Genomic DNA, 25,776 nt, shown 5'->3' with positions numbered 1-25,776 from the left:
CCCCCTCGCTCAGCCCTTTTGGTGCCTCGATACGGGAGAATCGTGGGATGCCCGACCTGTCCGACCTCTCCGACCTCCAGCTGGTCGACGCGACGCGTGCGGGCGATCGGAACGCGTTCGCCGAGCTCTGGCGGCGGCACGCGCGCGCCGGGCTCGCCGTGGCGCGGTCGCACAGCGATCTCGACGCCGACGACCTCGTCGCCGAGGCGTACGCGAAGATCTACCAGGCGATCGCGAACGGCCACGGTCCCACCTCCGGCTTCCGCGCCTACCTCTTCACGACCGTGCGCAACGTCGCCGCCTCCTGGGGGCGCCGAGCGCGCGAAACGCCGATCGATGACGCGGACACCATCGAGGACCCGGCGTTCACCGAGGCCGCCGGCCTGGAGGCGCTCGATCGCTCCCTGACCGCGAACGCGTTCCGCACCCTCCCCACCCGGTGGCAGGAGGTGCTCTGGTACTGCGAGGTCGAGGGCATGAAGCCGGCCGAGGTCGCCCCGCTCCTGGGCATGTCGGCGAACGCCGTCGCCGCGCTGGCCTATCGCGCACGGGAGGGTCTGCGCCAGGCGTGGATCCAGGCGCACCTGGCAGCGGTGCCGGAGGACTCGGACTGCCACTGGACCACCGAGCGGCTGGGTTCCTACGCGCGCCACGGGCTCGGCAAGCGCGAGACCGCGAAGGTGGAGGCGCACCTGCTCGACTGCGCGCGCTGCACCATCGTCGCCGAGGAGGCGAAGGACGTCGGCTCGCGGATGGCGCTCGTCCTCCTGCCGCTGATCGCGGGCGTCGGTGGCGCGACGGCCTACTCCGCCTGGATGCAGAGCGGAGCCCACACCGTCCCGTACGCCCTCGGTGCGGCCGGTGCCGCGATGCCCGCTGCCGCGACAGCGGGTGCCGGTGCCGGTGCCGGTGCCGGTGCCGGTGCCGGTGCAACGACGATGGGAGCGTCGAGCGCGGCTTCGGGAGGCTCTGCCGGAGGAGCCGGCGGTGCCGGCGCGAGCGCAGCCACCATCACGTCGCTCGCCGTGGGCGGCGTGCTCGTCGCCGCCGCGGTGGCCGGGGCCTTCGTCTTCGGGCCGGCCCTCTTCGCCTCGGCTCCCACGCCGACGAGCGCAGCCGTCGCCGACCCGGCGTCGCCCGCGGCTCCGGGGCCGTCCGATTCGTCCACGGGTCCGGACACCGCGCCCCCTGCGCCTGCCGCGCCCGCACCTGCCTCCCCGGCGCCGGTGACCCCGGACGCACCGTCGACGGTGGTCGCGCCGACCGCGCCGACGCCGACCGTTCCTGACGCGGCGACTCCCACGACGCCCGTCACCCCGACGACGCCGGTCACTCCCGTGGCGCCGCGTCCGCAGCCTCCCGTGCTCTCCGGGTCGTTCCCGGCCGACGGGTACACCACGAACGCGCAGACCATCGACGCATCCGGCACGGGAACACCCTCAGCCGTGATCGCGGTGACCGCGGCGCGCACGCCAGGCTCGGAGGCCCGCGCCGTCGCCGCAGCAGCCCTCACTCTCGGCACCGCGACGGCCGACGCGTCCGGCGCCTGGGGCCTTGCGCTCGACCTGTCGGCGCTCGGCGACGGGAGCTGGACCGTGTCCGTCGCCCAGACCACCGCCGACGGAACGTCCGACGCCGTCACACGCACCCTCGTGGTGGACCGCACCGCACTCCCCCCGCAGATCACGAGCGTCGACACCGGCTCCGGTGGGTCCGCCGGTTCCGCCGCGCCGATCGTCTCCGGGACCGCGGAGCCGGGAGCAACGGTCGACGTCTCCGACGGCGACGTGCCGCTGGTCACCGTGACCGCCGACGCCGCCGGCGCGTGGACCACGCCCGAGCTCCTCTTCGCCTCACCGTCGTTCGCGCTGACCGCCCGTCAGACGGACGTGCTCGGCAACCGCTCCGATCCGTCCGTCCCCGCGACGGGGACCGTGCTGGCGCCGTCCGTGACCGCGACGACGTCAGGGATGTCCATCACGATGACCGCGGACGGCCTGCCCGGCGCGCGGCTGCTGCTCTATGTGAACGGACAGCCCGCCGGTCAGTCGCTCGAGACGAACGCGGACGGCACCGCCTCGCAGGAGTACCTCTGGACGGGAGCACCCGGCACCTATCGCGTCGGGTTCGGCTACGACTTCGGCGACCGCCACGGGATCGTCGTGGACGCCACGGTCACGCCCGGACTGCTCTGACGGCCATCCGGCCCACGACCAGCACCAGCACCAGCGAGACCGCCAGCAGCACGATGTAGACGATCGGCAGCAGCATCAGGCCGCCCGCGTCGAAGATCAGCGAGCCGAGGAGCGCTCCGCCACCGATGCCGATGTTGAAGGACGTCGTGTAGAGCGCACTGGCGGTGTCGCGGAACGCCGGCGACGAGGTGTGCAGCAGACGCGTCTGCAGGAGGGGCGGGAGCGCTCCGAAGGCGAGTCCCCAGATCACGAAGGCGATCAGGGCGAGCACCGGTTGGCCGGCGAACGCCGCGAGACCCGCGACGGCCACGCCGGTCACGACGAGGGCGAGCAGCAGCCCGAACTGCGGCCGCGGGCCCAGGACGGAACCGGCCAGCACGAGACCGATCGCGCCGGCGATGCCGTAGATGAACAGGAGCCCGCCGACGTCACCGGCGGCGACGCCCATCGGGCCGGTGAGGAAGGGCACCACGAACGTGTAGAACGAGTAGTGCCCGATCATCGTCACGGCGGCGATGAGGCAGACCATGATGACGGTCGGGATGGTGCGGTCCTTCGGGCGCGGGATGCTGCGGTCGCGACGCCCGGCCGCATCCTCGTCCCGCTCGACCGCGGGCAGGAAACGCCAGACGAGCAGGGCTCCCACGAACATGAGGCCCGCGAGGATCCCGAACGAGAGCCGCCAGCCGAAGAGGTGCCCGGCGAAGGTGCCGAGGGGCACGCCGAAGACGAACGCGAGCGTCCCGCCGCCGAGGGTGATCGAGACGGCGCGGCCGATCTGCTCCTTCGGGACGAGGTGCCCGGCGTAGGCGCCGACGATCGACCAGAACATGCCGTGGGCGATGCCGCCGATGATGCGGGAGGCGACCACCCAGGCGTAATCCGGCGAGAAGGCGGTGAGGAGGTTCGAGAGCCCGAGCACCACGAGCACGCCGACGATCATGCCGTGCCGCGGCCACCGCCGGGTGAGGGCGGTGAGCGGGGTACTGGTGACGACGACGGTGAAGGCGAAGACGGTCACGAGGAGGCCGACCTGCGCCTCGCTGACGCCGAGGGAGGCGCTCATGTCGGGCAGCAGCCCGGTCGGGATCATCTCGCTCGTGACGGAGAGGAACACGGCGGCGGCGAGCGCGAGCAGGCCCACCCAGGGGAACTTCGGAACGGTTGCCAGTGGCGACGTTGAAGAGGCAGTCATGGAGGTGCTGTCCAACGAACGGCGTTTCCCCCTCGATCCGGCCGATCCATCGGCGAGAGAGGAAGAGAGGGTCGACTACGCGCTGATGTGCGCGCCCAGGGCCGCGCGGGACCCGGCGACCGCAGAAGAGTCTACCGGACCGTCCTGAGGATGGACTCGGTGGTCTCGATCTCGATCAGGGGCGCGTAGAGCGCCATGGCGTCGAGCGCGCGCTGGTGATCCTCCACCGTCAGCCCGGCGCAGGCGTCGGCGGCCACCCGCACCCGCACCCCGGCGTCGGCGGCGGGGAGCGCCGTCGACAGCACGCAGCAGTCGGTCGAGACGCCGGCGAGCACGATCTCGTCCGCGTCCCCGATGGCGTCCCGCAGCGCGCTCCCCCACTTGCCGAAGGTCGTCTCGGTCACGACGGGGTGACCGTCGTCGCGGAAGGCCGGCACCAGGTCGTAGAGCGGGTCGTCCGGCGGGACGAGCGCGAACGGCCAGTCCTCGTAGTAGCGCACCCAGGCGCCCTGCGGCTGCTCGGGAGCCGTGAAGCGGGTGAAGACCACGCGGTCGCCGAAGGCGGGCAGCAGCCGCGCGACTCCGAGCTCCGCGTCGGGGAAGCCGGGGGTCGACCAGCCGCTCGCGGGGCTCGCGAACACCTCCTGCATGTCGATGACCACCAGCACGGGAGCGGTCACCGCTCCTCCTGCCGCCGGATCGCGCCGCGCGAGAAGAGAGCGGTCCCGGCGAAGCCGATCACCAGGGCGACGAGCACGCCGAGGTTGGCGTACGCCCAGTCGCCCTGGGTTCCGCCCAGGCCGAGCGGACCGAGGAGATAGCCCTGCCAGCCCAGCCACGCCGCAGCGCTGTTCGTCACCAGCCCCCAGCCGATCGCCGTGCCCAGGACGATGAGCGTGATCGGCAGCCAGCGCACGGAACCGTACCGGCCGCGCGGGTCGTAGAGGTCGGCCTCCGCATAGTCGCGGCGGCGCAGCGCGATATCGGCCACGAAGATACCGCACCACGCCGCGATCGGCACGCCGAGCGTGATGAGGAAGCCCTGGAACGGGCCGAGGAAGTCGCCGGCGAAGAACACGACGTAGATCGCGCCGGCCGTCATGATCACGCCGTCGATCCCCGCGGCGACGTACCGGGGGACCCGCACGCCCACGCTGAGCAGCGCCAGCCCGGACGAGTAGATGTCGAGCACCGCGCCGCCGACGAGCCCGAGCACGGCGACGATCACGAACGGCACGAGGAACCAGGTGGGCAGGAGCGACGCGAGCGCACCGATCGGGTCGGCCGCGATGGCCTCGGAGAGGGAGGTCGACGAGCCGGCGAGCAGGATGCCGAAGACCAGGAGCAGGACCGGTGCCAGCGACGAGCCGAAGGTCGTCCATCCCACCACTCCCCCGCTGCGGGTCGAGCGCGGGAGGTACCGCGAGTAGTCGGCAGCGGCGTTCACCCAGCCGAGGCCGAACCCGGTGAGCATGAACACGAAGCCGCCGATCACGTGCGGCACATCGCCCGCGGGCAGCGCGCCGACCGCGGTGAGATCGATGTGGCCGAGCACCAGCGCGATGTAGAACAGCGTGAGCACCCCGGTGACGATGGTGATGACCATCTGCATGCGCATGATCAGGTGGAAGCCGATCACGCCGCCGACCACGACAAGGGCGACCACCACGATGAGCGCGACGAGTTTCGTGACGACGCCGCCCTCCCAGCCGAGCCGTTCGAAGACGGTCGCCGTCGCGAGCACCGCCAGCGCCGTGAGCACGGTCTCCCAGCCCACTGTGAGCAGCCAGGAGAGCAGGGACGGGACGCGGTTGCCCTGCACCCCGAAGACGGCTCGGCTGAGCACCATCGTGGGCGCCGAGCCGCGCTTGCCCGCGAGTGCGATCACGCCGCACAGTAGGAAGGAGGCGATGATCCCGACCACACCGACGATCGTCGCCTGCCAGAACGAGATCCCGAACCCGAGCAGGAACGAGCCGTAGCTCAGGCCGAAGACCGAGACGTTCGCGCCGAACCACGGCCAGAAGAGACCGCTCGCGCGCCCCTTCCGCTCGCTCTCGTCGATCGTGTTGAGCCCGTTGAGCTCGACGCCGAACGCCGATCCGGGCGCGGGGAGGGAGGCGGGCGCTCGGTCGGGCGCGTCCTCGCCGGTGCTGGTCATGCACCGATCCAAGTGCACGCGCCGCGGCGCGTCAACAGCCGGGGGCGGCGCGGGGCGGACCCCGCGGGACGATATCCTGAGCCGATGACCGCGACCTCCGACACCCCCGGCCAGGCCAACCACTGGGTGCTGACCTTCAGCTGCGCCGACCAGCCGGGGATCGTGCACGCCGTCAGCGGGGCGATCGTCTCCGCGCGCGGCAACATCACCGAGAGCCAGCAGTTCGCCAGCCTCGACACCGGCCGCTTCTTCATGCGGCTCCAGGTGGAGTCGGGCGCGAGCCGCGAGGAGTTCGAGAGCGCGCTCGCGCCGGTCGTGGAGCGGTTCGGGATGTCGCACAACGTCGACTACGTCGGTCGCCCACTGCGCACCCTGGTGCTGGCGTCGACCGCTGCGCACTGCCTCAACGACCTCCTCTTCCGCCAGCGCGCCGGGCAGCTCCCGATCGAGATCCCCCTGGTGCTCTCCAACCACGGCACCCTGCGCGACCTCGCCGGGTTCTACGGCGTGCCCTTCGAGTCCCAGGCGGTGACCGACGCGGAGTCGAAGGCCGCGTTCGAGGCGCGCGTGCTCGCCGCTGTGGAGGAGCACGACATCGAGCTCGTCGTGCTGGCGCGCTACATGCAGATCCTCTCCCCCGAGCTCTGCGAGAAGCTCGCCGGCCGTGCCATCAACATCCACCACTCGTTCCTCCCCGGCTTCAAGGGCGCCAATCCGTACCGCCAGGCGCACGCCCGCGGCGTGAAGCTGATCGGCGCGACGGCGCACTTCGTGACGAGCGACCTCGACGAGGGCCCGATCATCGAGCAGAACGTCGTGCGCGTCGACCATTCCCAGACGGTGCAGCAGCTCGTCGCGATCGGGCAGGACGAGGAGAGCCGCACGCTCACCCAGGCGGTCAAGTGGTTCGCGGAGGACCGTGTGCTGCTCGACGGTGCCCGGACCATCATCTTCCGCTGACCTCCGCCGGTAGAATGACGTGGTGACTTCCGCGCAAGACCAGCAGGCCCGCCTCCGGATCGGACCGAACGACATCCTCCGGTTCGTGCTCGAGCTGTTCGCCGTGGTCACGCTCGGCATCTGGGGCTTCGTGGCGTGGCCACTGCCCTGGAACATCGTCTTCGGCATCGCGACCCCGGTCGTCGCCATCCTGCTGTGGGCCCTCTTCCGCTCCCCGAAGGCCGTCCTGCACGTCGACGCGTTCGTGAAGGCGCTGGTCGAGGTGCTCGTGATGGGCGCCGCGGCGTTCGCCTGGTGGGATCTCGGTCAGCCGGTCGTCGCCGTCGTCTTCGCCGTCATCGCGACCGTGAGCGGCGTGATCAACGGCCGGCGCGAGTTCTGATGACCGCGCTCGTCGTCCACGACGCCCGCAAAGTGGATGCGGACGGGCTGGTCGACGAGTTCTGGCTGGTCACGGAAGGCGGCACGATCGTCGCCTCCGGTTCCGGCACGGGCTGGCACGAGGCCGCCCGTGCGCCCGGCGCGACCGTGATCGATGCCGGCGGCCACTGGCTCACCCCCGGTTTCATCGACCTGCACTGCCACGGCGGCGGCGGGCACCCGTACGACGACGGGCCGGAGGAGATGCTCGCCGCGCTCGCGACGCACCGCGCGCACGGCACGACCCGCTCCCTCGTCTCGCACGTCGCCAACCCCCTCGCCTCCCTGCGCGAGAGCCTCGCCATCGTCGCCGACCTGGCGGCTGCTGACCCCCTGGTGCTCGGCTCGCACCTCGAAGGCCCGTTCCTGGCCGTCGAGCGCCGCGGCGCGCACGACGCGGAGTTCCTCCGCGAGCCGGGTCCCGCAACCGTCGAGGAGCTGATCGGCGCGGCGCGCGGCACCCTCCGCACGGCCACGATCGCTCCCGAGCTGCCCAACGCCCTGGAGGCGATCGGCGTGCTGATCGAGGCGGGCGTCGTCGTCGGCGTCGGCCACACGGCCGCCGACTACGACCAGGCGGCGCGTGCGTTCGAGGTGGGCGCCCGCCTGCTCACGCACGCGTTCAACGCGATGAACGGCATCCACCACCGCGCCCCGGGCCCGGTCATGGCCGCGATCGACAACCCCGAGGTCACGCTCGAGCTCATCCTCGACGGCCTCCACGTGCACCCCTCGGTGGCGCGGCTGCTCTTCACCGCCGCCCCCGGCCGCGTCGCGCTGGTGACCGACGCGATGGCGGCGGCGGGCGCCACCGACGGCGACTACCGGCTCGGCGGGCTGAACGTCACCGTCAAGGAGGGCCTCGCCGTCCTCTCGGGGACCTCGACGATCGCGGGCTCGACGCTGACGCAGGACGCCGCCCTGCGCGTCGCCGTCGGTCAGGTCGGCCTCGACCCCGTCCACGCGGTCACCGCCCTGACGCACACGCCGGCGAAGGCCCTCGGCGAGGACCACCGCTTCGGCCGCCTGCAGCGCGGCTTCGCCGCCGATGCGGTCGTGCTCGACCACGAGTGGCACGTGCGCACCGTGGTCGCCGACGGCCGCATCCTGGGCTGACGCCGGCCCGCACCGGTTCTGCAACCCCGGCTCGAAACGCCGAAACTCCGGAGGTCGGCCACGACACGCCGGGCGATCCTCCGTCCGAACGGTGGATCGTCGCGTGCCGGGGCAGACCGCCGGAGTTCCGGTGGGAGCGCCCGCAGTCCTACAGCTTCTGCCAGGCCGGCTTGTTCGCGTAGGCGTAGCGGTAGTAGTCGAGGTTGCGGAGGCCGGAGGCCGCGGCCTCGTCGACCAGCACGGTCACGCGCGGGTGCAGCTGGATGGCCGAGCCCGGGTTGGAGGCCGAGATCGGCCCCTCGACGGCGCCGGCCAGCGCCTCCGCCTTGCCCTCGCCGAACGCGAGCAGCAGCAGGTGGCGGGCCTTGAGGATGGTGGAGAGGCCCTGCGTGATGCAGTGCATCGGCACGTCGTCCTCGGAGTCGAAGAAGCGGGCGTTGTCCTTGCGGGTCTGCTCGGTCAGCGTCTTCACGCGGGTGATCGAGGCGAAGGAGGAGCCGGGCTCGTTGAAGCCGATGTGGCCGTCGGTGCCGATGCCGAGGATCTGCACGTCGACTCCGCCCGACTCGGCGATGGCCTTCTCGTAGTCCGCGCCGGCGTGCTCGATGGTCTCCCGCGCCCCGTTGGGCACGTGGATGAGCGACGGCGTCAGGCCGAGCGGCTCGACGACCTCGCGGTGGATGACCGACCGGTACGACTCGGGGTGTCCGGCCGGCAGGCCCACGTACTCGTCGAGCGCGTAGCCGCGCACGTGCGAGACGTCGACGCCGCGCTCCGAGATCAGCGACGCCAGCGCCCGGTACACGGGCAGCGGGGTCGACCCGGTCGCGAGTCCGAGCACTGCGTCCGGCTTGCCGGAGATCAGGTCGACGATGCTCTCTGCGGCCAGGGCGCCCGCGGCGGCCTGATCCTTGACGACGACGACTTCAGCCATGCGTTCCTCCTACGATCGCGGCCCCGAGGGCGGCGACTGGTGATCCTGGTGGGACGAGGCGCACGCGCTGCGGCAGCGCGAGCGAGGCGAGAAACGGCGATGCGCGCTCCCAGTCCTCGAGCACCTCGTGGACGTCGCCGAGCAGCGGGTCGCCCAGATGGCTGAGGCCGCCACCGATCACCACGGTGTCGACGTCGACGGCCAGCACCAGGACGCGCACTGCGGCAGCGATGCCCTCGGCAAGCCTATCCTTGATCGCCTGCGCCTCGCCGTCCCCGGCTGCCGCCGCCGCGAAGAGCGAACGCGCCGGCAGCGGGTCGTCGGTGCGCCACTGACGGGCGATGCCCGAGCCGCTCGCGACGGTCTCGAGGCAGCCGCGCTGACCGCACGCGCACTCCGCCCCCAGGGGGTCGATCGGGATGTGCCCGATCTCGCCGGCGATGCCGGACGTTCCTCGCCACAGCCGCCCGTCCACCACGATCCCGGCGGCCATCCCGGTGCCGAGATTGAGGTACGCCATCGTGCCGGCCAGGCCGAGCACGTCGTAGGCGCCGAGCGCCGCGGCCTTCACGTCGTTCTCCACCCACACGCGGACGCCGAGCCGTTCGGCCAGTTCGCCGCCCAGCGGGAGGCGGTCCACACCGAGGTTGACGGCGTGCGCGACCTCGCCGGACGCGGTGTCGACCAGTCCGGGGATGCCGATGCCGATCGAGGAGAAGCCGGGCGCATCGATGCCGGTCAGTTCGCCGATGCGGGAGACGGCCGTGAGGGCGGTCTCCACCACGGCGGGGCTCCCGAATCCGGTGGCGAGGCGGATCCGGTGCGCGAGCGCGCCGCTCTCGTCGACGGCGACCGCGTCGGTCTTGGTGCCGCCGATGTCGATCCCGAGCCTCATGAGCCGGGGCCGAGGAGGTCGAGCAGGGCGCGGCCGAGCAGTCGGGAGGCGCCGAACGTCGCGATGTCGGCGTAGCGGCGGTCGTCGGCGGGCCAGCCCATGTCGACGACGAGCACGTCGTCACGCTCCGCGCGCAGCCGGTCGATCGTCTCGCGGGCGAACGTGTGCCGGTGGTTGTCCTTGCCGATCACGAGCACCGGGCCGTCGGGCAGCCCGAGCGGCGCAGCGGCGTCCTCGGTGACCACGGCGATGGGGAGCGCGGCGAACGCGGTGGCTGCGTCGTCGTCCGTGCCGGTCGCGGTCTCGGCGAACGGCCCCCACGGCGCCGTGCCCACCGCGATGTTGGCGACGGTCTCGAGCCGGACGACGGAGGAGGCCGTGCGGCCCTCCCCCAGCCAGGATCGGGCGGTGTCGGCCAGTTCGAAGGCGGGAACGACGGCGCGCGCCTCCTCGGCATCCACGGCGCTCGCGCCGGCGGTCGGCGCAGAGTCGGCCTGCGTGGGCGCCGGCTCGGCCCGGAGTTCTCCGGCGAGCCCGATCACCCGGGCGGCGGCCTCCTCCACCCGCCCGGTGGACAGCCGGCCGGTGGCGATCGCATCTGCGACCGCCGCGACGATCGCCGTCAGCTGCTCGTCGGTGTTCTCCGTGCCGAGGCACAGCAGGTCGCAGCCCGCGGCGAGCGCCAGCACGGCGGCCTCCGGGATGCCCCGCTCGCCACTGGCGCCGAGCATGTCGAGCGCGTCGGTGACGACGAGGCCGTCGAATCCGAGCTCGCCGCGCAGCAGCCCCTCGACGATCGGGTGGCTGAAGGTGGCGGGCAGCGCGGCGTCCAGCTGCGGCAGGAGGATGTGGGAGGTCATGACGGTACGGGTGCCGGCCTCCACCGCTGCACGGAACGGGACCAGCTCGCGTTCGCGCAGCTCGGCAGCCGACAGATCGACGACAGGGAGCGCGAGGTGCGAGTCCTGGGCGGTGTCCCCGTGACCCGGGAAGTGCTTCGCGCAGGCGGCGACGCCGGCCGATTGGAGGCCGCGCACCCATGCGGCGCCCTGCTCGGCCACCACCTCCGGGGAGACGCCGAAGCTGCGCACACCGATCACCGGGTTGTCCGGGTTGGAGTTGATGTCGACGTCCGGTGCGAAGTCGAGGTTCACGCCGACGGCGCGCAGTTCGGCCCCGACGCGTGCGGCCACGCGCTCGGTGCGCTCGGCGTCGCCGAGGCGTCCGAGCACCGCGTTGCCCGGGTAGGGCGAGCCGGTGGCGTAGTGGAGGCGGGTGACGTCGCCGCCCTCCTCGTCGATCGCCACGATCGCCTCGGGGTTCGCCGCGTAGATCGCGTCGGTCAGCGCGCGCAGCTGCTCGGCAGACACGATGTTCGGACCGAAGACGCACACGCCGCCGAGTCCGTCCCGCAGCCGCTGTTCCAGCCAGCCCGGCAGGGTCGTGCCGACGAATCCGGGGAGGAGGGTCGCGGCGATGCGGCGGGCGAGGCGGGGGTCGAGGAGGCGGGGTTCGGCGGCGGCCGTGCCGGTCACCCCTTCACCGCCCCGCTGACGAGCCCGCTGGTCATCCGGCCCTGCACGATGAGGAAGAAGATGATCACCGGCACGGCGACGAGGGTCGACGCGGCCATGACCTGGCCCCAGTCGGTCGCGCGGGAGGCGGACTGCTGGATGAAGCCGCGCAGCCAGAGCGGCAGCGTCTGGCTGCTGTTCTCCTGCAGGATGACGAGGGCGACCGTGAACTCGTTCCACGCCTGGAGGAACGCGTACACGCCGGAGGCGACGAGCCCCGGGGCGAGGAGCGGGAAGGTGATCCGCAGGAACGCCTGGGTGCGGCTGAGGCCGTCCACCATGGCGGCCTCCTCGAGGTCGGCCGGGATGCCGGCGACGAAGCCCCGCAGCATCCAGATCGTGAACGGCACGACGGCGGCGATGTAGAGGATGCTGACGCCGATGACGCTGTTCAGGAGTCCGAGGCTCCCCATCAGCTTGTACTGCGCGATGAACAAGCCCTCGGCCGGCAGCATCTGGATGAGCAGCACGGCGAGCACGAACGACGTGCGGCCGCGGAAGCGGAAGCGGCTGATGGCGAGCGCGGCGAGGAAGGCGAACGCGAGGCAGACGACGACCGTGATGAGCGCGATGGTGAGGCTCATCCCGAGCGCCGGGAAGAACGTGCCCCCGTCGATGACGGCGGTGAAGTTGTCGAACGAGCCGCCGAACGGCAGCCACGTGGGCGTGGAGTTCTGCAGCACGACGTTCGGCAGGAGAGACGAGTTGACCATCCAGTAGACCGGGAAGACCCAGATCAGGGCGAGGACGATCGCGACGACGCCGAGCACGATGCGGGAGGGGCGGACCTTCTGGCGCAGCTTGCGGGCGGGGGCCGCGGTGGCGGCGGTGGCGGATGCGGTGGATGCGGTGGTCACGACTCGTCCTCCTTGATCAGCGAGCGGACGTAGAACCAGCTCAGGGCGACGGTCAGGATGAGGACGAACACCGAGACGGCGCTGGCCATCGCGAAGTCGCTCGACCCGACGCCGAGCTGGTAGATGTAGGTGCCGAGCAGGTTGGTCTCGCTGGCGATGGAGCCCTTGTCCTGCAGCAGCTTGATCTGCGTGAAGACGCGCAGGTCCCAGATGATCTGCAGCAGCAGCACGATCCCGAGGACGGGTCGGATCATCGGCAGGATGATGTAGCGCAGCCGCTGGAAGCCCTTGGCGCCGTCCATCTGCGCGGCTTCGAGCACTTCACCGGAGACCTGGGTCAGGCCGGCGTAGACAGAGAAGGCCACGAACGGAACGCTCATCCACACCACGATGATCATGGCGACGAAGAAGAACGAGAGCGGGTTCTGCAGCCAGTTGTGGCCCTGGAAGTCGAGGCCCCAGGAGCTCAGGACGTTGTTGATGAGGCCGCGGCGCCAGTCGAACAGCCAGTTCCAGACGGTCATCGCGGCGACGACCGGCATGGCCCAGGCGAGCAGGAGGGCGATCTGGAGGATGACGCGCACGACGGCGTGCACGCCGGTCATCAGCAGGGCGAGGCCGACGCCGATGATCACGGTCACGGCGGCGGTGACGAGGCAGAAGGCGATCGACCGGCCGACGACGATCCACATGTAGGGATCGGAGAACAGGGTGATGTAGTTCTGGAACCACACGAACGGGGCGGGCTGGCCGAACTGCTGCGCGAGCCCGAAGTGCTGCATCGAGGTGATGACCTGCCACACGATCGGGTAACCGAGGGCGAGCAGCAGGATGGCGATGGCCGGCAGCAGCAGCATGTAGGGGGCGAGCTGGCGCTTGCGGGGGCGGGGGGCTCCCTGCTTCGGGGTGCGCGCCGGGCGGGCCGGGCGGCCGGTCGCCGCGGGGGTCTCCTGGGTGGTGGTCACGTCGGTCCTCCTTCCGAGAATCATGGGGGCAGGAGCGAGGGCGCGGAAGGGGTGCCTTCCGCGCCCTCACCTGCTAGGTGGTGCGAGAGTGAACGACTAGTTCTTCTCGTTGAGGAGAGCGTCGATCTTCGTGTCGTACTCCTGGGCGAGAGCCTTCAGGTCCGACGCGTCGCGGATCTTGGAGAAGAACTCCTCCATGACGTTCGCGGCCTCGACCTTGGCCCAGCCCGGCGCGGCCGGGGTGAGCTTGGAGTTGGACGCGGATTCGATGAGCGCCTTCGCGAACTGGTCGTCGCCGAGCGAGGACATGTAGTCCGAGTTCGCCGGGCCGAGGCCGTTCTTGCCGAGCATCTCCTGGTACTCCTTCGAGAAGATGATCTTCAGGAGGGTCTTGGACAGGCCCGGGTTCTTGGACTTGGCCGAGATGCCGATGTTCGAGCCGCCGGCGAAGACCGGGGCGGGCTTGCCGTCGTTGCCCGGCAGGACGAACGTGCCGAACGTCTGGTCGTTCCAGGTGCGGACCGGCTTGCCGTCCTTCTCGGACAGGTCGCCGATCGACCAGTGCGCCCATCCCGGCGCCATGATCGTCGCGGCGGCGAGCGACGTGTCACCGGTCTTGTTGCCGGTGGCGTCGACCGTCTGGTCGCTGTCGTTCAGGTAGATGTACTGGTTCGAGTCCTTGGCGTCGTTCGGGGCCTTGGACGCGTTCTTGTAGATGTCCTGCAGCTGCTGCAGACCCTTCAGCGAACCCTCGGAGTCGAGCGTGGCCTCCCACTTGTCGCCCTGCTTCTTGGCGATGTCCCCGCCGTTGGCGAAGATCCAGGAGATGCCGTCGCGCCAGTCCTGACCGCCGAGGAAGAAGCCGGAGAAGTTCGGGATTGCCTTCGGGTTCTTCGCGGTGATGTCGGCGACCGTGGTGTTGAACTGGTCGAGCGTGGTCGGCACCGTGGCGCCGGCCGCCGCGTAGACGTCCTTGCGGTAGAACATGTAGCGCGAGCCGAAGTAGTACGGCAGCGTGTAGTTCTTGCCGTCGACCTTTCCGGCGTCCACGAAGGACTGGAGCAGCTTGTCGCCGCCGAGGTCCTTGTATTCGTCGGAGATGTCGAGGAACGCGCCGACGTTGGTGAACGTCGGGGACTGGGTGTTGCCCATCTCGGTCACGTCCGGCGTGTTGTTCGCGTCGGGGAGGGCCGTGGTGAGCTTGGTGACGATGTCGCCCCAGTCCTGCTGCTCGATCTTGAGCGTCGCGCCGGTCTCCTTGTTGAACTCGGTCTTGAGGTAGTTGCGCAGCTCATCCGGGGTGTCGGAGCCGACCAGCCACAGGGTGACCGTCTTGCCCTTCCCGTCGGTGCTGGGCGCCGATGATCCGCCGGAGGCGCATCCCGCGAGCACGAGAGCGGAAGCTGTAGCCACAGCGGCGAGGCCGACGAGCTTTCTCTTCATTGCACTGTCCTTTCAAAAATGATCGGGCTTTGTTCAGGTGGTCAGTGTGTGCGGTTGCCACACCGTGGTGCAGGGGTCGGGTGGATCCGGATTGCTGTGTTACGAGACCCCGAGCCGTCCGGAGAGGACGAGTACGGCCGCGCCGCGCAAGACGATGTCCTGCCCCTGCGTGGTCATCCGGAGCGCGAGGTCGGCGTGGTTCTCGGCCATCGTCCGGCTCCGGAGCGTGTGGATGGTCGCCTCGGCGAGGGGACCATCGAGAAGGTCGGTCGGGCCGCTGAGCACGATCTCCGACAGGTTGAGGGCGCCCACGACGGGGGCGAGGGCGATGCCGAGGCGCTGGCCGGCCTCGCGGAGGGCGGGCGTGACGTCCGCACCGGAGGCCTGCGCCTGGGCCATCCCGCGCCGCAGCTGCGGGACGCTGAGCCAGTGCTCGAGCACCTGGTCGCGGCTGTAGGTGGCCTCGAGCCCGAGGTCCGTCCCGACCATGACCTGGCCGATCTCGCCCGCGGCGAAGTGGCTGCCGTACACGAGGGCACCGGCGACGATCAGTCCGGCGCCGATGCCGTGGCCGACCCGGATGAGCATGAGGTCGCCGGTCGCGCCCCCGTAGCTGTGCTCGGCGAGAACCGCAGCGTTGGCGTCATTGGCGACGATGACGGGCAGGCCGGTGGCGGCCTGGAGTTCCGCCTGGAGCGCGAGCCCGTGCCAGCCGAGGTTGGGGGCGGTGAGGATGGTGCCCGCGAGGTCGACGACGCCGGGCGAGCCGACGCCGATCCCCAGTACGGGCGCGGTCGCCAGCCGGACCAGGTCTTCGACGAGCGCGCGGACCTTCGCGGTGGCCGCATCGCCGGTCGCGTTCTCGAGCGGCACCTCGGCCGAGGCGAGGATGGCCCCGTCGAGGTCCATCACCGCGCCGCGGAAGCGGTCGTGGTCGCTGAGGTCGACGCCGATGATCTGGTGGGCGGTCCGGTTGATGTCGAGGAGCACGGCGGGCTTGCCGGGCCGGGCGGACTCGCGCTGCCCCAGCTCGACGACCAGCCCCTCGGCGATGAGCTCGGCGACCAGGTCGGAGACGGTGACCCGAGTGAGGCCCGTCTCGCGGGCGATGTCGGCGCGGCTGAGCTCCCCCGAGCGGAACAGCGTCTGCAGGACGAGCGAGCGGTTGTGGCTGCGGGCGTGCTCCGGGAGCACCTTGGCCCGCGGTCGCAGCGCGCGGCCCGGGACGAGCGCCGCGCCGGTGACGCCGGCACCGGTCGCGCCGGTCGCGGTGCCGGCGACGGTCGTGCCGTGCACGGCCACGACGCTCGGGACCACGGTCGCGTCTGCGGCGATGGGAGCGGCTGTCGCGGCTCCCATTCCCTGCGTCTTCGTCGTGGTCATGTTTGTTAGTAAAGCTTACGAACAAAAGAATTGCAAGCAGAATTTCGGACGGAATTCACGTGGCGTTCGCCGGGGCGGGCTGAGTGCACTCAGCCCGCCCCGCGGATCAGAACGCCCAGTCCTCGTCCTCTGTCTCCACCGCGGTCCCGATGACGTACGACGACCCCGATCCGGAGAAGAAGTCGTGGTTCTCATCGGCGTTGGGCGAGAGGGCGGACAAGATGGCGGGGTTCACGGCGGTCGCCGCGGCCGGGAAGAGCGCCTCGTAGCCGAGGTTCATCAAGGCCTTGTTCGCGTTGTAAGCGAGGAACGTGGTCACGTCGTCCGTGAGCCCGACGCCGTCGTAGAGGTCGGCCGTGTACTCCAGCTCGTTCTCGTAGAGGTCCTGGAGCAGCGCGTACGTGTAGTCCTTCAGCTCCTGCCGCTTGCGCTCCCCCACCCGCTCCAGCCCGCGCTGGTACTTGTAGCCGATGTAGTAGCCGTGCACGGCCTCGTCGCGGATGATCAGCCGGATGAGGTCGGCCGTGTTCGTGAGCGTCGCCCGGCTCGACCAGTACATCGGCAGGTAGAAGCCGGAGTAGAACAGGAACGATTCCAGCAGGGTCGACGCGACCTTGCGCTTCAGCGGGTCGTCGCCGGTGTAGTAGTCGAGCACGATCCGCGCCTTCTTCTGCAGCGCCCCGTTCTCGGTCGACCAGTCGAATGCCGCGTCGATCTCGGGAGTGGAGGCGAGCGTCGAGAAGATCGACGAGTAGCTCTTGGCGTGCACCGACTCCATGAACGCGATGTTCGTGTAGACGGCCTCCTCGTGCGGCGTGAGGGAATCCGGGATGAGCGAGACGGCGCCGACCGTCCCCTGGATCGTGTCGAGGAGGGTCAGCCCGGTGAACACCCGCATCGTCAGCGTCTGCTGCTCCGGGGTGAGCGTCGCCCAGGACTGCACGTCGCCCGAGAGCGGCACCTTCTCGGGAAGCCAGAAATTGGCGGTGAGGCGGTTCCACACCTCGACGTCCTTCTCGTCCTCCACCCTGTTCCAATTGATGGCGTCGACGCGCCGGATGAGCGCGACCTTCTCGGTCATGGTTCTCCTCGTTCGTTGGTGTGGTTCGTGTGATTCGTGCGGGTCGCGCACGGCGCGAGCGCTCAGAGCATGCAGCTGACGCAGCCCTCGACCTCCGTGCCCTCCAGGGCGAGCTGCCGGATGCGCACGTAGTAGATCGACTTCAGACCCGACCGCCAGGAATGGATCTGCGCCCGGTTGATGTCCCGGGTCGTGGCGGTATCGGGGAAGAACAGCGTGAGCGACAGTCCCTGGTCGACGTGCTGGGTCGCCGCGGCGTAGGTGTCGATGATCTTCTCCGGCCCGATCTCGTACGCGTCGCGGTAGTACTCGAGGTTGTCGTTCGTGAGGAACGGCGCCGGGTAGTAGACCCGGCCGAGCTTGCCCTCCTTGCGGATCTCGATCTTCGACGCGACCGGGTGGATGGAGGACGTCGCGTTGTTGATGTAGGAGATCGAGCCGGTGGGCGGCACGGCTTGCAGGTTCTGGTTATACAGCCCGTGTTCGCGAACGCTGTCGCGTAGCGCCTCCCACTCGGCGATCGTCGGGATGCTCACGCCCGCCTCCGCGAAGAGCGCGCGCACACGATCCGTCGCCGGCTCCCAGGCCCGGTCGGTGTACTTCTCGAAGAACGCGCCGGAGGCATAGGCCGACTCGGCGAAGCCGCCGAACGTCTCCCCCCGCTCGATGGCGATCCGGTTGGAGGCGCGGAGGGCATGGAACAGCACCGTGCAGAAGTAGATGTTCGTGAAGTCGATCCCCTCCGCGCTGCCGTAGTGGATGCGCTCCCGCGCCAGGTAGCCGTGCAGGTTCATCTGCCCGAGCCCGATGGCGTGGGCGCTGTCGTTGCCGCGTTCGACCGATGGCACGGCCGACAGGCGGCTCTGGTCCGAGACGGCCGAGAGCGCGCGGACCGCGGTCTCCACCGTCGACGCGAAGTCGGGCGAGTCCATCGCCATCGCGATGTTCAGCGAGCCGAGGTTGCACGAGATGTCCGTGCCGACGTGCTGGTAGGAGAGGTCGTCCGAGTAGGTGCTGGGGCTGTTCACCTGCAGGATCTCGGAGCACAGGTTCGACATGTTGATGCGCCCGGCGATCGGGTTCGCGCGATTCACCGTGTCCTCGAACACGATGTACGGATAGCCGGACTCGAACTGGATCTCGGCCAGCGTCTGGAAGAACGCGCGCGCGGCGATGGTGGTCTTCCGGATGCGCGGATCGGCGACCAGCTCGTCGTACTTCTCGCTCACCGCGATGTCGCCGAACGGCACCCCGTAGACGCGCTCGACGTCGTACGGGCTGAACAGGTGCATCGGCCGGTTGTCGCGCGCGAGCTCGAACGTGATGTCGGGCACCACGACGCCGAGCGACAGCGTCTTGATGCGGATCTTCTCGTCCGCGTTCTCGCGTTTGGTGTCGAGGAAGCGCAGGATGTCGGGATGGTGCGCGCTGAGGTACACGGCACCGGCGCCCTGCCGCGCACCGAGCTGGTTCGCGTAGCTGAACGAGTCCTCCAGCAGCTTCATCACGGGGATGACGCCCGAGGACTGGTTGCGCACCTGCTTGATCGGGGCGCCCGCCTCCCGGATGTTGGAGAGGAGCAGGGCGACGCCGCCACCGCGTTTGGAGAGCTGCAGGGCCGAGGTGATCCCGCGCCCGATGGACTCCATGTTGTCCTCCATACGCAGCAGGAAGCACGAGACCAGCTCGCCGCGCTGCGCCTTGCCCGCGTTGAGGAACGTCGGCGTTGCCGGCTGGAACCGGCCCGCCATCATCTCGTCCACGAGGCGGCCGGCGAACTCCTCGTCGCCGGCCGCGAGGGTGAGCGCGACCATCACGACACGGTCCTCGAAGCGCTCGAGGTAGGTGCCGCCGTCGAAGCTCTTGAGGGCGTAGGAGGTGTGGAACTTGAACGCGCCGAGGAACGTCGCGAACCGGAAGCGGTGCGACTCGGCGCGGGAGGTGAGGCGCTCGACAGCGGCCACGGGATACCGGCCAAGGACCTCGGGGTCGTAGTAGTCGTTGTCGACCAGGTAGGCGAGGCGCTGCGCGACGGAGTCGAAGCGGAGGCTGTTCGGCAGGATGTGCTGGCGGAAGTACTCCCGCGCCGCCTCGTGATCGCGCTCGAACTGGATGCGCCCCTCCTCGTCGTACAGGTTCAGCATCGCGTTGAGCGCGTGGTAGTCGGCTGCGGGAGCATCCGCGGTCAGGGTGTCGGCGTTCAGGGTGTCGGCGGTCAGTGTCGCCACAGTGTCTCCAATCCGTTCTGGACCGCGGCGACGTCCTCGGCGGTGCCGAAGAGCTCGAAGCGGTAGTGGTGGGGCACGCCGCACTTCGCCGCGACGATGTCGCCGGCGATGCCGTAGGCGGTCCCGAAGTTGGTGTTGCCGGCGCCGATCACGCCGCGCAGGAGGCGGCGGTTGCCGTCGTCGTTGAGGAAGCGGATGACCTGTTTGGGCACGGCCGCGCGATCCTCTCCCCCGCCGTAGGTGGGGAGCACGAGCACGAAGGGCTCGGTCACGTGCAGCCGCGGCTCGTGCGCCCGCAGCGGGATGCGCTGCGCCGGAACGCCGAGCTTCGTCACGAAACGGTGCGTGTTCTCCGATACGGACGAGAAGTAGACGAGGCGACTCACTGCCCGGGTCACTTCCCGAGCTTCGTCGCGACCCGTCCGATCAAGTCGGGCCGGAACCCCGACCAGTGCTCGTCGTCGGCCACGACGACGGGCGCCTGCGCGTAGCCCAGCGCGCGTACCGCGGCGAGTGCCGCGTCGTCCGTGGTGACGTCGACCACCTGGTAGTCGAGCCCCTTCCGATCGAGGGCCGTATACGTGGCCGTGCACTGCACGCACGCGGGCTTGCTGTAGACGACGATGCTCATGTCTGCGCCTTTCAGGTCACGGGGATGCCGGAGCGTTAACACTACATATAGTGGCGATGCGACACGCCGAGCACTAGATGATGTGTTTATTTCCGGCACTGACGTGTGCAGATCGGAGCACCATGAGGCACGATGCCTCCACCGGAGACAGGAAAAGGCCCGGCGGACCGAAGTCCGCCGGGCCTGTCCCGGTACGCGTGGAGGCTAGGCGCCCATGCGCGTCTTGAGGTTGTCGCTGATGGACTCGAGGAACTCCTCGGTGGTCTGGAACGCCTGCTCGGGACCGACCAGGAGGGCGAGGTCCTTGGTCATCTTGCCCTCCTCGACCGTCTTCACGACCACGTCCTCGAGGGTGTGGGTGAAGTCGATGAGCTCCTGGTTGCCGTCGAGCTTGCCGCGGTGCGCGAGGCCGCGCGTCCAGGCGAAGATCGAGGCGATCGGGTTGGTCGAGGTCGCCTTGCCCTGCTGGTACTGGCGGTAGTGGCGCGTGACGGTGCCGTGCGCGGCCTCCGCCTCGACGACCTTGCCGTCCGGCGTGGTCAGGACCGACGTCATGAGACCGAGCGAGCCGAAGCCCTGCGCCACGGTGTCGGACTGCACGTCGCCGTCGTAGTTCTTGCAGGCCCAGACGTAGCCGCCCTCCCACTTGAGGCTGGAGGCGACCATGTCGTCGATCAGACGGTGCTCGTAGGTGAGGCCGGCCGCGTCGAACTTCTCCTTGTACTCGGTGTCGAACACCTCCTGGAACAGGTCCTTGAAGCGGCCGTCGTAGGCCTTGAGGATGGTGTTCTTGGTGGAGAGGTACACCGGGTAGTTGCGGTCGAGACCGTAGTTGAACGACGCGCGGGCGAAGTCGCGGATCGACTCGTCCTGGTTGTACATCGCGAGCGCGACACCGGCACCCGGGGCCTGGTAGACCTCGAAGCTCTTGGCCTCGCCGCCGTCGGTCGGCTGGAAGCTGAGGGTCAGCGTGCCGGGGCCGTCGAACGTGAAGTCGGTGGCGCGGTACTGGTCACCGAAGGCGTGGCGGCCGATGATGATCGGCTTGTTCCAGCCCGGGACCAGGCGGGGGATGTTCGAGATGATGATCGGCTCGCGGAAGACCACGCCGCCGAGGATGTTGCGGATGGTGCCGTTCGGGCTCCGCCACATCTTCTTGAGGCCGAACTCCTCGACGCGGGCCTCGTCGGGGGTGATCGTGGCGCACTTGACGCCGACGCCGTGCTTCTGGATGGCGTGCGCCGCGTCGATCGTGATCTGGTCGTCGGTCTCGTCGCGCTTCTGGATGCCGAGGTCGTAGTACTCGAGGTCCACGTCGAGGTACGGGTGGATGAGCGAGTCCTTGATCGCCTTCCAGATGATGCGGGTCATCTCGTCGCCGTCGAGTTCGACGACCGTTCCTTCAACCTTGATCTTGTCCACTGGTTCTCCTGCTTCTCTGCCGTTTTCAGCCGGATACAGCTTACCTGAGCCGGATAACTATCTTGACATCGAGACACTTTGCCGTCGCAGACGCGTCCAGCGGAGGCGACTATGCCAGTGTCCCCCGCGCACGTTACCCTTTCGTCATGGCTGAGTTGAGACTGGAAGAGTTGAGCGCGCGTACCGTCGTCGCGGCGAACGCGCTCACGTTGAAGCCGGGGCAGGAGCAGTTCATCGCTCCGGTCTCCTACTCGGCCGCGGCCGCCGTCGCCGACCCCACCACCTCCTGGCAGCGCGTCGTGCTCGACGGCGACGAGGTCGTCGGCTTCATCATGGGCGACTTCAATCCCGAGGCCGAGCACGACGAGTTCAAGGCGATCCTCTGGCGCATCAACGTCGACGCCGACGATCAGGGCCGCGGAATCGGCACTTTCGCCGTGCGCAGCCTGGCTGACGAAGCACGCCGGCGCGGCCACGAGCAGCTCTTCGTGATCTGGGAGTCGGGCGAGCTCGGCCCGGAGCAGTTCTTCCTGCGAAGCGGCTTCCAGCCGGTCGGAGAGACTCAGTACGGCGAGACGATCGGTGCCCTCGCCCTCTGAGCCCGGCGCCGACTCCTTCGTCGAGCGCGTGCTCGACGTCGTCGACGCGATCCCTCCCGGCCGGGTGATGACCTACGGCGACGTGGCCGCGGTCCTCGGATCACGCGCGGCCCGGATGGTCGGGCAGATCATGGCGTACTACGGCTCGACGGTGCCATGGTGGCGGGTCGTGCGAGCCAGCGGCCACCCGCCGGCGGACCATGCGCAGATCGCACTGGAGCACTACCGCGAGGAGGGCACGCCCCTGCTCGGCGGCCCTCGCGCGGACGGCACGGCGACGACCTACCGCGTCGACCTCCGCGCCGCACGCCATGAGCCGCGCTAACATCATCCTTCCGGCCGATGAAGCGCCCAGCTTGATGGTGTTGACTGACCGGGATCGCATTCGCCACATCCACAGGAGCTACCCGTGCCTCGTCCCCGAACCGTCGGTCTGATCGCTGCGGCGTCCGCCGCGGCCCTCGTGCTGTCCGGATGCTCGGTCGTCGAGGCGTTCAGCCCGCACGTCGACGCCCAGATCTTCGACACCGCGAAGGAGTTCAAGGCCGCCAAGGTGTCCACGTTCGGCTCACCCACGTTCGTTCCGGACGACGCCACCATCATCCGCGTCGACTACGACACGCAGACCGGCGCCGCGATCCTGACCTACACGTCGCCCACGATCCTCGCCAAAGACGTCTGCTCGGGCGGGGGTCCGACGCCCAAGCCGGGGATCCAGGACAGCTGGTGGCCGGTCGACGGCATCCCCGAGAAGTCCACGACCTGTCCCGGCGGCTGGTCGGTCTTCTCTCTGGGCCAGCAGGTGTGGGCCTCGCTGCCCGCGAAGGGCAACTAGCCCCTCTGCTCACGCGGGCTCGGCGGTCACCATTTCGGAGTCCGACACCGGGATGGAGAGCTCGAGGATCGTCCCCAGCCCCTCCACCGAGCGCAGTTCGGCGCGCCCGTTGACGGCCTCGACGCGGTCACGGATGCCCTCCAGACCGCCGCCCGGCTCGAAGCGTGCGCCGCCCTTGCCGTCGTCCTTGACCACGACCGTCACCGTGTCATCTGTGCGGGTCACGAGCACCGCGCAATTACGGGCGCCGGCGTGCTTGCCCGCGTTCGCCAGGCATTCCGAGACCGAGTAGTAGATCGTCTCCTCGATCACGTTCGCGAACCGGTCCGTCGTCTCCACGCGCACCTCCACCGGTAGATGGCTGCGCTGGCCCAGCTCCTCCAGCGCCGACGTCAGATCACCGTCGGTGAGGACGGTGGGATGGATGCCGCGCGCCAGCTCGCGCAGTTCGCGCAACGCGTCCGCGAGCTGGGCGGACGCCCGCTGAAGATCTCCCGCGACCTCTGTGTTCCCCGCCGACTCCGCCTTGGCCGTCGCGATGCGCAGGCTGATCGCGAGAGACACGAGCTGCTGCTGCGATCCGTCGTGCAGGTCGCGCTCCAGTCTCCGCCGGGCGAGGTATCCCTCTTCCACGATGCGCAGGCGCGACTGGCGGAGCTCCTGGATCGTGCGCTCCAACCTGCGTCGCAGGCGGTCGTTGTCGACCGAGAGCAGTAGTGCCGACGAGACCGCGTCGAGCAGCCGGTCGTCCTGGCTGAGGGCGATGTCGTGCTCGATGAGCGCGATCGGCCCCTGGTCGGAATCGATGGCCAGCGTCGAGCGACCGGGGCGAGCGCTCTCCCCCTCGTCCGGGATGCGGTCGCCGTCGCTGGTGAGGAACGCCTTGCCCTGCTCGTCCCACCAGTACACGCGGAGAGAGCTGTCGTGCAGCGTCCGGGCCAGGCTCGACTCCCACAGCGCGCGGTCGACCTTGTCGCGAGCCACGATGACCAGGTCGGCGACACGGGAGCGCAGACCCCGCGCATAGAAGACCCCGCCGACGAAGGCGGGTGGGATGAGCGCGATCGCGAACGGCGGGATGAACTGCAGCCACCCGCCGTCCCAGCCGAGCGCGAAGCTCAGTGAATCCTGCACGGTGCCGTAGCACCACAGCACGATCGCCAGCGGCATGACGAACGAGACGCGGCGAGCAGGGAGGGAGCTGGTGAACCAGCGCACCGCCAGCCGGACGGCGATCGTGAGCATCAGAGCGAGCCCAATCCCGCGCCAGGCGACGCCGAACCAGAAGTCGGCGTCGTCGCTCGGGAGCACGGCGTAGGCGTTCTGCACACAGCCGCACTCGGTGGACGCGGGCGAGGTGAAGAGCAGCGTGCCGATGAAGCGGGCCGCGATGGCGGCGCTCCCCACGAGGAGGACGACCCGGTCGAACCGCGAGAAACGTCCGGTCGGATAGCACAGCACCAGCGCGCCGACGAAGATCGCCCACAGGTCGGTGACGCCCATCAGCAGGGGCCACAGCCAGCCGATGCCGCGCGCGAGGGGATACCACGCACCGGCCGACCAGAAGAGCGCGGCGCCGATCATCAGCCAGCCGGGCACGGGGCTCCGGACGGCCCGCCACGCGATGATCGCGCAGACCACGTACACCAACGCCACCGTGACGAACACGATGGCCCAGCCGAGCCCCTCCGGACGCGGTCCGTAGTCGCCGGTCAGGCCGCTGATGACCTGGGCCAGCACGTTCGACGCGATCGTGACGGTCACCGCGAGCGCGCGGAGCCACCTGCGCGCGACGTTCACCGCGCTCAGCCGTCCTTGCCGAGGAAGCGCAGCACCGCGAGGACCCGACGGTGGCCCTCTGCGGAGTCCTCGACGCCGAGCTTGGCCATGATGTGCCCGATGTGCGACTCGACGGTACGGAGGCTGAGGTGCAGCTCGGCGGCGATGCCGACGTTCGACTTGCCCTCGGCCATGCGGCTGAGCACGTCGAGTTCGCGGGCCGAGAGCGTCTCGACGGTGCGCTCGGACGAACGTGAGGAGACGAGCAGCTGCACGACCTCCGGGTCGACGACGGAGCCGCCTGCGGCAACGGTGCGCACCGCGTTGACGAGCGTCTCACCGTCGGCGACACGCTCCTTGAGCAGATAACCGGTGCCGCTTCCGGCGGTCATCGCGCGGATCGCGTACGCCGCTGTCGTGTACATCGAGAGCAGCAGGATTCCGACCGTCGACCCGTCGGCACGCAGCGATTCAAGGGCGCGCAACCCCTCGTCTGTGTGGGTCGGCGGCATCTTGATGTCGAGCACGACGGCGTCGATCCCATCGTCGGCCGCCACCAGGTCGAGCACTTCCTCGGCCGTGTCGACCGAGGCGACCACATCCACACCGCCCGCGCGCAGGATCTGTCCGATGCCTTCGCGGAGGAGAACCGCGTCGTCGGCGACCGCGACCCGAAGCGGGCGGGAATCAGAACTCTCTCCCGCTGCCACGGGCATTACCGTAGCAGACTGCGGATCGCCGGGCCGGTCAGGTCCCCTTTCGTGATGAACCCTTCTGCACCGCTGTCGGCCACCCGGCGACCGTAATCCCGGAAGGAGCGGCTGGAGGTGAGGACGACGGCCGCTCCGGTGGCGTGCATGTCGGCGACGAGGTCGAAGCCGCTGGCGTCGGGGAGGCCGACGTCGAGCAGCACGATGTCGGGAGCGAGCCGACGGCTCAGCTCCACCCCGCGGGCCCCGGTGTCGGCGTCGCCGACGACGGCGAACCGCTCCAATTGCAGCAGTTCGGCCGCCTGTGCACGGAAGCGCGCGTGGTCGTCGACGATCACAACGCGGAGGTACATGCATCCATCCTCCCCGGGTGTTGATCGATCCTCATCCGTG

General features: G+C 69.8%; 25 protein-coding genes. 7 read left to right on the top strand and 18 right to left on the bottom strand.

Annotated elements, in window-relative coordinates; all coding sequences use genetic code 11:
• The first annotated feature begins 47 nt into the window (after window positions 1-47).
• Window positions 48-2,195 (top strand): sigma-70 family RNA polymerase sigma factor, encoded by a 2,148-nt coding sequence (locus FHX33_RS19595; RefSeq protein WP_183428880.1) that lies wholly within the window; start codon window positions 48-50, stop codon window positions 2,193-2,195.
• Here the strand turns inward: FHX33_RS19595 and FHX33_RS19590 are convergent.
• The 3 genes from FHX33_RS19590 to FHX33_RS19580 all read right to left on the bottom strand — a co-directional run bounded on the left by FHX33_RS19590 (window position 2,176) and on the right by FHX33_RS19580 (window position 5,551).
• Window positions 2,176-3,390, bottom strand: coding sequence for an MFS transporter (locus FHX33_RS19590; RefSeq protein ID WP_039922960.1), 1,215 nt, complete (start codon window positions 3,388-3,390; stop codon window positions 2,176-2,178). The genes FHX33_RS19595 and FHX33_RS19590 overlap by 20 nt on opposite strands.
• A 131-nt stretch (window positions 3,391-3,521) precedes the next feature.
• A complete protein-coding gene (locus FHX33_RS19585; RefSeq protein ID WP_021763981.1) occupies window positions 3,522-4,070 on the bottom strand; it encodes a cysteine hydrolase family protein in 549 nt (182 codons plus the stop codon).
• A complete protein-coding gene (locus FHX33_RS19580; RefSeq protein ID WP_021763982.1) occupies window positions 4,067-5,551 on the bottom strand; it encodes a purine-cytosine permease family protein in 1,485 nt (494 codons plus the stop codon). Before FHX33_RS19580 ends, FHX33_RS19585 begins: the two co-directional genes overlap by 4 nt.
• An 84-nt stretch (window positions 5,552-5,635) precedes the next feature.
• On the opposite strand from FHX33_RS19580, the gene purU reads away from it, so the two are divergent.
• From purU to nagA, 3 genes are read left to right on the top strand one after another with little or no spacing between them, the layout of a single operon-like run.
• Window positions 5,636-6,511: a formyltetrahydrofolate deformylase gene (purU, locus tag FHX33_RS19575; RefSeq protein WP_021763983.1), complete on the top strand. Its 876-nt coding sequence runs from the start codon at window positions 5,636-5,638 to the stop codon at window positions 6,509-6,511.
• Between the two features lie 22 nt (window positions 6,512-6,533).
• Window positions 6,534-6,893 (top strand): YrdB family protein, encoded by a 360-nt coding sequence (locus FHX33_RS19570; RefSeq protein WP_248616277.1) that lies wholly within the window; start codon window positions 6,534-6,536, stop codon window positions 6,891-6,893.
• Complete coding sequence (gene nagA / locus FHX33_RS19565) at window positions 6,893-8,047, top strand: N-acetylglucosamine-6-phosphate deacetylase (protein WP_183428879.1); 1,155 nt, start codon at window positions 6,893-6,895, stop codon at window positions 8,045-8,047. Before FHX33_RS19570 ends, nagA begins: the two co-directional genes overlap by 1 nt.
• 148 nt (window positions 8,048-8,195) lie before the next feature.
• Here nagA and nagB read toward each other — a convergent pair whose 3' ends face one another.
• The 12 genes from nagB to FHX33_RS19505 form a co-directional block, all read right to left on the bottom strand.
• Window positions 8,196-8,981 carry a glucosamine-6-phosphate deaminase gene (gene nagB, locus FHX33_RS19560; RefSeq protein WP_021763988.1) on the bottom strand — a complete coding sequence of 262 codons (786 nt, stop codon included), beginning with the start codon at window positions 8,979-8,981 and terminating at the stop codon, window positions 8,196-8,198.
• The gene (locus FHX33_RS19555) at window positions 8,974-9,876 is read right to left on the bottom strand and encodes an ROK family protein (RefSeq protein WP_021763989.1); all 903 of its coding nucleotides are present in this window, start codon (window positions 9,874-9,876) and stop codon (window positions 8,974-8,976) included. The genes nagB and FHX33_RS19555 overlap by 8 nt, the downstream gene beginning before the upstream one ends.
• Window positions 9,873-11,411 carry a glycoside hydrolase family 3 N-terminal domain-containing protein gene (locus tag FHX33_RS19550; protein ID WP_183428878.1) on the bottom strand — a complete coding sequence of 513 codons (1,539 nt, stop codon included), beginning with the start codon at window positions 11,409-11,411 and terminating at the stop codon, window positions 9,873-9,875. Before FHX33_RS19550 ends, FHX33_RS19555 begins: the two co-directional genes overlap by 4 nt.
• Window positions 11,408-12,307 (bottom strand): carbohydrate ABC transporter permease, encoded by a 900-nt coding sequence (locus FHX33_RS19545; RefSeq protein ID WP_021762937.1) that lies wholly within the window; start codon window positions 12,305-12,307, stop codon window positions 11,408-11,410. The genes FHX33_RS19550 and FHX33_RS19545 overlap by 4 nt, the downstream gene beginning before the upstream one ends.
• Entirely contained in the window at window positions 12,304-13,272 is a 969-nt protein-coding gene (locus FHX33_RS19540) for a carbohydrate ABC transporter permease (protein ID WP_039922186.1), read from the bottom strand. Before FHX33_RS19540 ends, FHX33_RS19545 begins: the two co-directional genes overlap by 4 nt.
• Before the next feature lie 96 nt (window positions 13,273-13,368).
• Window positions 13,369-14,715: an extracellular solute-binding protein gene (locus FHX33_RS19535; RefSeq protein WP_021762939.1), complete on the bottom strand. Its 1,347-nt coding sequence runs from the start codon at window positions 14,713-14,715 to the stop codon at window positions 13,369-13,371.
• Between the two features lie 99 nt (window positions 14,716-14,814).
• Complete coding sequence (locus tag FHX33_RS19530) at window positions 14,815-16,098, bottom strand: ROK family transcriptional regulator (RefSeq protein WP_246397578.1); 1,284 nt, start codon at window positions 16,096-16,098, stop codon at window positions 14,815-14,817.
• Window positions 16,099-16,204: 106 nt separating this feature from the next.
• Window positions 16,205-17,179, bottom strand: coding sequence for a class 1b ribonucleoside-diphosphate reductase subunit beta (gene nrdF / locus FHX33_RS19525; RefSeq protein WP_021765656.1), 975 nt, complete (start codon window positions 17,177-17,179; stop codon window positions 16,205-16,207).
• A gap of 62 nt (window positions 17,180-17,241) precedes the next feature.
• Complete coding sequence (gene nrdE / locus FHX33_RS19520) at window positions 17,242-19,323, bottom strand: class 1b ribonucleoside-diphosphate reductase subunit alpha (RefSeq protein WP_221209747.1); 2,082 nt, start codon at window positions 19,321-19,323, stop codon at window positions 17,242-17,244.
• A 71-nt stretch (window positions 19,324-19,394) separates the two neighbouring features.
• On the bottom strand, window positions 19,395-19,793 hold the full coding sequence (gene nrdI, locus FHX33_RS19515) for a class Ib ribonucleoside-diphosphate reductase assembly flavoprotein NrdI (protein WP_039924377.1): 399 nt from the start codon (window positions 19,791-19,793) through the stop codon (window positions 19,395-19,397).
• An 8-nt stretch (window positions 19,794-19,801) separates the two neighbouring features.
• On the bottom strand, window positions 19,802-20,038 hold the full coding sequence (gene nrdH, locus FHX33_RS19510; RefSeq protein WP_021765659.1) for a glutaredoxin-like protein NrdH: 237 nt from the start codon (window positions 20,036-20,038) through the stop codon (window positions 19,802-19,804).
• 204 nt (window positions 20,039-20,242) lie between these two features.
• The gene (locus FHX33_RS19505; protein ID WP_021765660.1) at window positions 20,243-21,460 is read right to left on the bottom strand and encodes an NADP-dependent isocitrate dehydrogenase; all 1,218 of its coding nucleotides are present in this window, start codon (window positions 21,458-21,460) and stop codon (window positions 20,243-20,245) included.
• A gap of 146 nt (window positions 21,461-21,606) precedes the next feature.
• Between FHX33_RS19505 and FHX33_RS19500 the strand changes: the two genes are divergently transcribed.
• The 3 genes from FHX33_RS19500 to FHX33_RS19490 all read left to right on the top strand — a co-directional run bounded on the left by FHX33_RS19500 (window position 21,607) and on the right by FHX33_RS19490 (window position 22,894).
• Complete coding sequence (locus tag FHX33_RS19500) at window positions 21,607-22,059, top strand: GNAT family N-acetyltransferase (protein ID WP_021765661.1); 453 nt, start codon at window positions 21,607-21,609, stop codon at window positions 22,057-22,059.
• Window positions 22,043-22,384, top strand: a complete 342-nt coding sequence (locus FHX33_RS19495) for an MGMT family protein (RefSeq protein ID WP_021765662.1) — start codon at window positions 22,043-22,045, stop codon at window positions 22,382-22,384. Before FHX33_RS19500 ends, FHX33_RS19495 begins: the two co-directional genes overlap by 17 nt.
• Before the next feature lie 84 nt (window positions 22,385-22,468).
• A complete protein-coding gene (locus tag FHX33_RS19490; RefSeq protein ID WP_039924378.1) occupies window positions 22,469-22,894 on the top strand; it encodes a hypothetical protein in 426 nt (141 codons plus the stop codon).
• A gap of 9 nt (window positions 22,895-22,903) precedes the next feature.
• Here the strand turns inward: FHX33_RS19490 and FHX33_RS22230 are convergent, their stop codons facing one another.
• From FHX33_RS22230 to FHX33_RS19475, 3 genes are read right to left on the bottom strand one after another with little or no spacing between them, the layout of a single operon-like run.
• Window positions 22,904-24,694, bottom strand: coding sequence for a sensor histidine kinase (locus tag FHX33_RS22230; protein WP_021765664.1), 1,791 nt, complete (start codon window positions 24,692-24,694; stop codon window positions 22,904-22,906).
• Between the two features lie 5 nt (window positions 24,695-24,699).
• Window positions 24,700-25,383, bottom strand: coding sequence for a response regulator transcription factor (locus FHX33_RS19480; RefSeq protein ID WP_248616302.1), 684 nt, complete (start codon window positions 25,381-25,383; stop codon window positions 24,700-24,702).
• Window positions 25,384-25,388: 5 nt separating this feature from the next.
• Window positions 25,389-25,736 carry a response regulator gene (locus tag FHX33_RS19475; protein WP_021765666.1) on the bottom strand — a complete coding sequence of 116 codons (348 nt, stop codon included), beginning with the start codon at window positions 25,734-25,736 and terminating at the stop codon, window positions 25,389-25,391.
• Window positions 25,737-25,776: the final 40 nt, after the last annotated feature.

Origin of the sequence: Leifsonia aquatica (assembly GCF_014190775.1) — a bacterium.
GTDB lineage: Bacteria > Actinomycetota > Actinomycetes > Actinomycetales > Microbacteriaceae > Leifsonia > Leifsonia aquatica.
The sequence above is the reverse complement of the archived record's forward strand: the minus strand, read 5'-3'. Positions and strand labels throughout refer to the sequence as shown.